This window comes from Paraburkholderia sediminicola (genome assembly GCF_046030555.1).
GTDB classification, from domain to species: Bacteria; Pseudomonadota; Gammaproteobacteria; order Burkholderiales; family Burkholderiaceae; genus Paraburkholderia; species Paraburkholderia sediminicola_E.
In genome coordinates this window covers 325308-332709 of record NZ_JAQQCH010000006.1, presented here as the reverse complement: position 1 = coordinate 332709, position 7402 = coordinate 325308, and the positions used below count along the sequence as shown (strand labels likewise).

At 61.0% G+C, this 7402-nt stretch carries 5 protein-coding genes; 4 read left to right on the top strand and 1 reads right to left on the bottom strand.

Features of this window, described 5'->3' with window-relative positions:
- Positions 1–271: 271 nt before the first annotated feature.
- From PQQ52_RS12335 to PQQ52_RS12320, 4 genes are read left to right on the top strand one after another with little or no spacing between them, the layout of a single operon-like run.
- Positions 272–3805, top strand: coding sequence for a response regulator (locus PQQ52_RS12335; protein ID WP_408211027.1), 3534 nt, complete (start codon positions 272–274; stop codon positions 3803–3805).
- 18 nt (positions 3806–3823) lie between these two features.
- Entirely contained in the window at positions 3824–4669 is an 846-nt protein-coding gene (locus tag PQQ52_RS12330; protein ID WP_408211025.1) for a CheR family methyltransferase, read from the top strand.
- 10 nt (positions 4670–4679) lie between these two features.
- Positions 4680–5306 (top strand): chemotaxis protein CheB, encoded by a 627-nt coding sequence (locus PQQ52_RS12325; protein ID WP_408211022.1) that lies wholly within the window; start codon positions 4680–4682, stop codon positions 5304–5306.
- Positions 5307–5315: 9 nt separating this feature from the next.
- A complete protein-coding gene (locus PQQ52_RS12320) occupies positions 5316–6443 on the top strand; it encodes a hybrid sensor histidine kinase/response regulator (protein ID WP_408211019.1) in 1128 nt (375 codons plus the stop codon).
- Between the two features lie 60 nt (positions 6444–6503).
- Here PQQ52_RS12320 and PQQ52_RS12315 read toward each other — a convergent pair whose 3' ends face one another.
- Positions 6504–7382, bottom strand: coding sequence for an alpha/beta fold hydrolase (locus PQQ52_RS12315; protein WP_408211016.1), 879 nt, complete (start codon positions 7380–7382; stop codon positions 6504–6506).
- Positions 7383–7402: the final 20 nt, after the last annotated feature.

Below are 7402 nucleotides of genomic sequence, written 5' to 3'. Positions count from 1 at the left end.
TCTTTGCTTATCTTTCTTTGCGGCGGCAAAGAAAGTAAGTGCCGCCCGCACAGGGGCAAACGCTAATAGACCACTAAGAAATCAGGCAAAGGCCAACGCCGCAGGAAAAACTCACAACCCAAGCCCAGCAAGGACCACAGCCCCCAAAACCTCAAAAAACCACCCTCATCCTGTATCATCACCACCAGCCGCCCAGCGACATAAAAAAACTGATACAAAAAACCGAAAAAAATTCCGAACCACCTCGCTTCCCGAGCCGAAGATAGAAAAAATGACCGCACCTCAGGCCGTCGATCAGAACCGTTTTCGCACCATCATCCGCCGCAACATCGCACTGCCTTTAGGCGTCGGCCTGGTGACGATGGTCATGTTCGTCGCATTGATCGCCTATCTGGTTTCGACCATGAACTGGGCGGAGCACTCCGAGCGCGTTATCGGTCAGGCGAATGAAATGCTGCGTCTCGCGGTCGATCGCGAATCGGCGATGCGCGGCTTCCTGATTACGGGTGACGAAAGCTTCCTCACGCCGTATGAAACCGGCGGTCCGAAATTCAAGGCGCAGATCGAAGCACTGCAGCAACTGGTCTCCGACAATCCTCCGCAAGTCGAAAAACTCAAGCAGATCGAAGCGATCCAGCAACGCTGGAGCAACTTCGCCGAGGGCATGATCGACGCGCGCCGCAGGAATCAGGACTTCGAAAAGGCGGTGGTGAGCGGTCGCGGCAAGATCGAATTTGACGAAACGCGCCGCGAATTCGGTGATTTTCTCGATGCCGAATTGCGCCTGCGGCAGGAGCGTGTCGAGGCGACGCGCCGCGTCACCATCACATTGGTCAGCGTATTCCTGCTCTTCAGCCTGAGCGTGAGCGGCCTGCTTGCATGGGCGGGGCGCCGCGAACTCATGGGACTGTCGTCCACCTACGATGGCGTGTTGCGCAAGCAGGCCGAACAGACCGACGCATTGCAGGGGCAAGTGTGGTTGCGCTCTGGCCAGCGCCTACTTGCTGAAAAGGTCGTCGGCCAGGTGACCCCGCAACTGGTCGGCCGTGCGATGCTTGACTTCCTCGCGCAATACCTCGATGCCGCCGTCGGTGCGCTCTACGTACGCGACAAACAGCACGGCACGTTGCGCCGCATCGCCGCCTATGGTTTCAGCCGCGAAAGCGAGCAGGCTGTCGCGCGCAATTTTGAAGAATCGGAAACGCTGATCGGGCAGGCGGCAGCCGCGCGTCGCACGCTAATTCTGCGCGACGTGCCGGACAACTACGTGCAAGTGGTTTCCGCCACAGGTAAAAGCGCGCCGAAGAATCTGCTGATCATGCCGATCGAAAACGACGGACAGGTCAACGGCGTCCTCGAACTGGGCTTTATCCGCCAACTGACAGAGCGAGATCAGGCGTTCATGGAACTGATCGGTAACAGCATGGGCGACTTCGTTGAAGCCGCGCTGTATCGCGAACGTCTGCAGGACGCGCTTGCCGAAACGCAACAGTTGAACGAAGAGCTTCAGGTTCAACAGGAAGAATTGCGCGTCTCCAACGAAGGCCTGGAAGAACGCGGCCGCGCGCTGATGGAGTCGCAGCGGCGCCTCGAAGCCCAGCAGGCTGAACTGGAGCAGACCAACGTACAGCTCGAGGAATATGCGCAGCGTCTCGAGCGGCAGAAGTCGGACCTGTTGCGCGCGCAGGACGATCTCGCTGCCAACGCGGCGCGCCTCGAGCAGTCGAGCCGCTACAAGTCCGAGTTCCTCGCGAACATGTCGCACGAATTGCGCACCCCGCTGAACAGTTCCCTGATTCTCGCGAAGCTGCTGCAGCAGAACCGCACCGGCAATCTCAGCGAAGAGCAGGTGCGCTATGCCGAGACGATTCACGCGTCGAATAGCGATTTGCTGGTGCTGATCAACGACATCCTCGATTTGTCGAAAGTCGAGGCCGGGCAGGTGACGGTCGAACCAGAAACGGTATCGGTCGACGCGACCCTGCAGTCGTTGCAGGAAATGTTCAAGCCGATGGCCGCCGCCAGGCATTTGAGCCTCGCCTTCGACCGTCTGCCGGGCACGCCCGACACATTCATCACCGACGGCCAGCGGGTGACGCAGATCCTGCGCAATCTGCTGTCGAACGCCGTCAAGTTCACCGAGCATGGCGAAGTGGCTCTGTCGGTCGCGCCGGCTGAAGGCAATATGCTGCGGTTCGACGTGCGCGATTCCGGCATCGGCATTGCTGCAGACAAGCTGGAAATGATCTTCGAAGCATTCCAGCAAGCCGACGGGTCCACCAGCCGCCAATACGGTGGCAGCGGTTTGGGCCTGTCCATTTCACGCGAATTTTCCCGTCTGCTAGGCGGCCGGATTACGGTATCGAGCGAGGTGGGCAAGGGCAGTGTGTTCACGCTCTGGCTGCCGCTCGACGCCGGGACGGCACTGGCGGGCAGGCAGGATGCGCGGACTCGGGCGCCCGTAGCCGTAGCGGCTTCGGTCCCGGCGGCGTCGGAGCCGCGGCTACGGCCACCCTTGAACAGCCCTCATCCGGCCGTCATAACTGCCGCCAATGGGCTGTCGGAAGGCAGAGCATCCGCCGCCACCAGCGGCCCGATTGCCGACGACCGCGACAACCGCACGCGTGCCGGCCGTCTGATCGTCGCCGTGGAAGACGATCTTGCCTTCGCCGAAATTCTGCGCGACCTGACGCACGAGCTCGATTTCGATTTCGTCCACGCGAGCAGCGCGGCCACCGGCCTCGCGCTGGTGCGCGACATGCGCCCGGCCGCGGTGCTGCTCGACGTCGGTTTGCCGGACCGCTCCGGCCTGACCGTGCTGGAGTGGCTCAAGAGCGATCCGCTCACGCGTCACATCCCGATTCATATCGTGTCGGCCACCGACCACGTCGACACGGCACTGCACCTGGGCGCCATCGGCTATACGCTCAAGCCGACCGCGCGTAGCACGATGGAAACCGCGATCCGCCGTCTCGAAGCGCGTCTGCAACAGCGCCTCAAACGCGTGCTGGTCATCGAGGACGATGCGCCGATGCGCGAAAGCATCCGCGCGCTGCTGCAGAGCGACAACACCGAGATCGTTGCGGTTGCAACCCTGGCGGACGCGTTCGAGTATCTGTCGAAATTCACCTTCGATTGCGTGGTGACCGACCTCGCGCTGCCCGACGGCACCGGCTACGATCTGCTCGAACGGCTTGCCGCGAACGCCGCGCATGCTGCGCTGCCGGTGATCGTCTACACCGGCCGCATGTTGTCAGACGAAGAAGAGCACCGCCTGCGCCGCTATTCGAAATCGATCATCATCAAAGGCGCGAAATCGCCCGAGCGCCTGCTCGATGAAGTCACGCTGTTCCTGCACAGTGTGGAGTCGTCGCTAGCGCCTGAGCAGCAGCGCATGCTGCGCACCGTGCGGCAGCGCGACAATGCCTTCGAGGGCCGCACCATCCTGCTGGCCGAAGACGATGTGCGCAATATTTTTGCGCTCTCGCACGTACTGGAACCGCTCGGTGCGCAACTGCAGATAGCGCGCAACGGACGCGAAGCGCTCGACGCGCTGGAGAACGGCCCTGAGGTGCATCTGATCCTGATGGATATCATGATGCCGGAGATGGACGGTTTGACCGCAATGGGCGAGATCCGCCGCAATCCGCGTTTTGCGCATCTGCCGATCATTGCGCTGACTGCCAAGGCAATGGCGAACGACCGCACCCGCTGCCTCGAAGCCGGCGCCGACGATTACGTTTCCAAGCCGATCGACGTGGACAAGCTGGTTTCGCTGTGCCGCGTGTGGCTGCGGCAACGGTAGTGGGGAAACAGGAACACGATGAGCCAGTCCGAGTTTGACGTGCCGCAGCGCATCAGCGATTTCGACATCGAGTTGAAACTGCTGCTGGAGGCGATTTACCTTAAATACCAGCACGATTTCCGGCACTACGCGATGTCGTCGCTGCGGCGCCGCCTTTCGCAGGCGCTCGATGAATTCGGACTGAGGTCGCTGTCGCAGTTGCAGGACCGCATCATGCGTAACGGCGACGAGTTTTCGCGCCTGTTCCAGTACCTGACGGTGCAGGTCAGCGACATGTTCCGCGATCCGTCATATTTCCTCGCTTTGCGCGAACATGTGCTGCCGCGTCTGCGTACCTATCCGTCGATCAAGGTGTGGGTGGCGGGATGCAGTACGGGCGAGGAATTGTGGTCGCTGAAAATCCTCTTCGATGAGGAGGGTTTGACCGAGCGTACGCTATTTTACGCGACCGACATCAGCCCTGATGCGCTGGCGCGCGCGGAGTCGGGCATCTACGCACTCGACCGGATTCAGGGTTTCACGCAGAATTATCTGGCGGCTGGTGGCAAGCGTTCGCTATCGGATTACTATCATGCGGCGTACGGCGGCGCGCGCTTCGCTGGTTCATTGAAGGACCGCGTCGTTTTCGCTGACCACAGCCTGTCCACCGACGAAGTCTTTCTGGAGGCGCACCTGGTGTCGTGCCGCAACGTACTGATCTATTTCGATCGCGGCTTGCAGGATCGCGCGCTGGGTCTGTTTGAAAACGCGCTCGTGCGGCGCGGTTTTCTTGGTTTGGGCAGCAAGGAAAGCTTGCGTTTTTCCCGTCACCACGAAGCGTTCGACGAGTTTCGTCCGAGCGAACGCATTTACCAGAAGCGCTAGCACGGACATCATGTCTCGCTCAATCGCCCAACCAGCCGTCGAGTCCCAGCCGGGTGCCGCCGAAGCACGCGGCTTCGAGCTCGTGGTGATCGGCGGCTCGGCCGGTGGCATCGAAGTATTGAACGTGCTGCTCAGCGCGCTACCCGCGAGCTTTGCGCCGGCGGTGATGATCGTCACCCACCTGCCGCCGGATTCGCCGAGCTATCTCGTGCACGCGTTCGCGCATCGTTGCGTGTTGCCCGTGCTCGAACCCGACGCGGGCGAGCGCATCATGCCGGGCCGCGTACATGTCGCGCCGCCTGGCTATCACATGCTGGTGGAAGTGGACCGCACCGTCGCGCTTTCGACCGACGCCGCCGTGCGTTTTTCGCGGCCGTCGATCGACGTGCTGTTCGAGTCCGCGGCCCCGGTATATGGCGAGCGTTTGCTGGCGATTCTGCTCTCGGGCGCCAACGACGACGGCGCAGAAGGCCTGAAGCATGTGCAGGCGCGAGGCGGTACCACATGGGTGCAGGTGCCCGATAGCGCCAGTTCTCCAGAAATGCCGCGTGCGGCGATCGAGCGCAGCGCGGCCGATCACATTTACTCCCCCGAAACTATGGCCCGGCGGCTTGCCGCATTGCCGGCCTCTCTCTGACCCGATGCCATGACGCATTCACCCGTGAAGATCCTGATCGTCGACGACATCGTCCACAACATTACCGCGCTCGAAGCCCTGCTGGCGCGGCCGGATCTTGCCGTGCTGGTAGCCGATTCGGGCACGGCGGCGCTCGATCTGCTGCTCAAGCACGAAGTGGCGCTGGCGATTCTCGACGTCAACATGCCAGGCATGAACGGCTTCGAACTGGCTGCCTTGATGCGCGGCAGCCCGCGGACTTCGCATGTGCCGATCATCTTTCTGACCGCTACGGCGCAGGATGCATCGCGCACGTTTCGCGGCTACGAGGCCGGCGCGGTCGATTTCCTTTACAAGCCATTCGACCCGCGGATTCTGCAATCGAAGGTCGATGTGTTCGTGCAGCTCGAGCAGCAGAAACGCCAGCTTGCGACACAGCTCGTGACGACGCGGCAGATGCTCGAAGCCAACGAAATGCTGATGGCGGTGCTGAGTCACGATTTGCGCACGCCGCTCGGCGCGGTGCTGGCGTCGGCAGAATATCTGATGCGTACGGCGGCCGATGAGCAATCGGTGACGGTAGCGACGCGTGTTAAAAATAGTTCGCTGCGCATGGCACGAATGGTCGATCAGTTGCTCAATCTTGCTCGCTTGCAAGGGGGGCGTTTGCCGTTACAGCCGCGCTCGATCGAATTGGCGAACTTGTGCAAATCGGTGATCGACGAGTTCGCTTCGCGAGAGAACGGCAAGCGGATCGTGTTTGCCAGCCGGGGGAATACCGCAGGTGCCTGGGATACGGATCTGATCTGGCAGGCGGTGTCGAATCTGGTCAGCAATGCGTTGCATCACGGTGCGCAGGGCGGGGATATCGGTGTGGAGGTGGATGGCGAATCCGTCGAGTCTGTGCGGTTGAAGGTCGCCAATCGCGGCACGATTCCTTCAGAGGTGTTTCCGCATCTGTTCAAGGCCTTTGGGCCAAATACCAGTGGTGCGCGGTCGCGGGAAGGGTTAGGGCTGGGCTTGCATATCGTGCAGGAGATTGCACGGATGCATGGGGGGAACGTCAGTGTCAGCTCTGACGAGCTTATCGGAACTGTTTTTACGATTGAATTGCCGAGAATGGTGACGTTGGTGCGCGGGTCCTTTACCGGGCGATAGTCGGTGTCTTCCGCGGTCGTTGCGCAGATAATCAGACCACCGCCCAAGGAGTAAAGCGGCTTAGCGCGCCAACCGCGCACCCAGAAACTGGACCATCAGCGCCGCAACCTGATCGACTGCTTCATCCAGCACGAAGTGCCCACCGTCAAGCAGATGCACTTCGGCGCCAGATACATTGCCGCGATACGCATGTGCGCCCTCCACCTCGAATGAGGGATCGTACTTCCCCCACAGTACGAGCAGGGCGGGCTGACGTTCTTCCAGATACCGCTGCCACAGCGGATATCGCTCGACATTCGTCCGATAGTCGTAGAAAAGCTCGGTCTGAATATCGATCCGGCCGGGCCGCGATAAAAACGCGAATTCATCCGTCCAGGTATCCGGATCGTAACGATCGACATTCGGACTGCGCCCAACATGCCGTAACCGCGTCGCCTCAAACGAGAGCAGATTTGCCCTTAGTGCCGCTTCATGCGCTGCGCGATCGTTCCAGAAGGCCTTACGTGTTTGCCATAGCGGACCGAGGCCTGCTTCGTGAGCAACGGCGTTTTGCACCACCAGGGCCTCGATTCGCTCAGGGTTTGAAAGTGCAAGCCGAAACCCCACCGGACCGCCGTAGTCCTGCATGACGAGCGTATAGCGTTTCAGTCCCAGTGCATCGGTGAAACGCGTCATCACCTCGGCGAGATGGTCGAATGTGTAGTGGAACGCGTCGGGCGAGGGTGCGCTACTGTGCCCGAAACCCGGGTAGTCCGGCGCGATCAGCCTGTAATTTTGCGCGAGCAGCGGCATCAGCGTCTCGTACATTCGCGACGACGACGGGAAACCGTGCAGCAACAGAATCACAGGCGCATCGCGTGGTCCCGCCTCGCGGTAGAAAATGTCGAGTCCGTCGATTTCGATGCGGCGATAGCGCATTCCGGTGCGTGTGGATGTCATGACCGTGCTCCTCCAGTCTT

Bases quoted from the DNA above. Each gene is read 5' to 3' on its own strand.
- PQQ52_RS12335 (WP_408211027.1), top strand. From the start codon at position 272: ATGACCGCACCTCAGGCCGTCGATCAGAACCGTTTTCGCACCATCATC.
- PQQ52_RS12330 (WP_408211025.1), top strand. From the start codon at position 3,824: ATGAGCCAGTCCGAGTTTGACGTGCCGCAGCGCATCAGCGATTTCGAC.
- PQQ52_RS12325 (WP_408211022.1), top strand. From the start codon at position 4,680: ATGTCTCGCTCAATCGCCCAACCAGCCGTCGAGTCCCAGCCGGGTGCC.
- PQQ52_RS12320 (WP_408211019.1), top strand. From the start codon at position 5,316: ATGACGCATTCACCCGTGAAGATCCTGATCGTCGACGACATCGTCCAC.
- PQQ52_RS12315 (WP_408211016.1), bottom strand. From the start codon at position 7,382: ATGACATCCACACGCACCGGAATGCGCTATCGCCGCATCGAAATCGAC.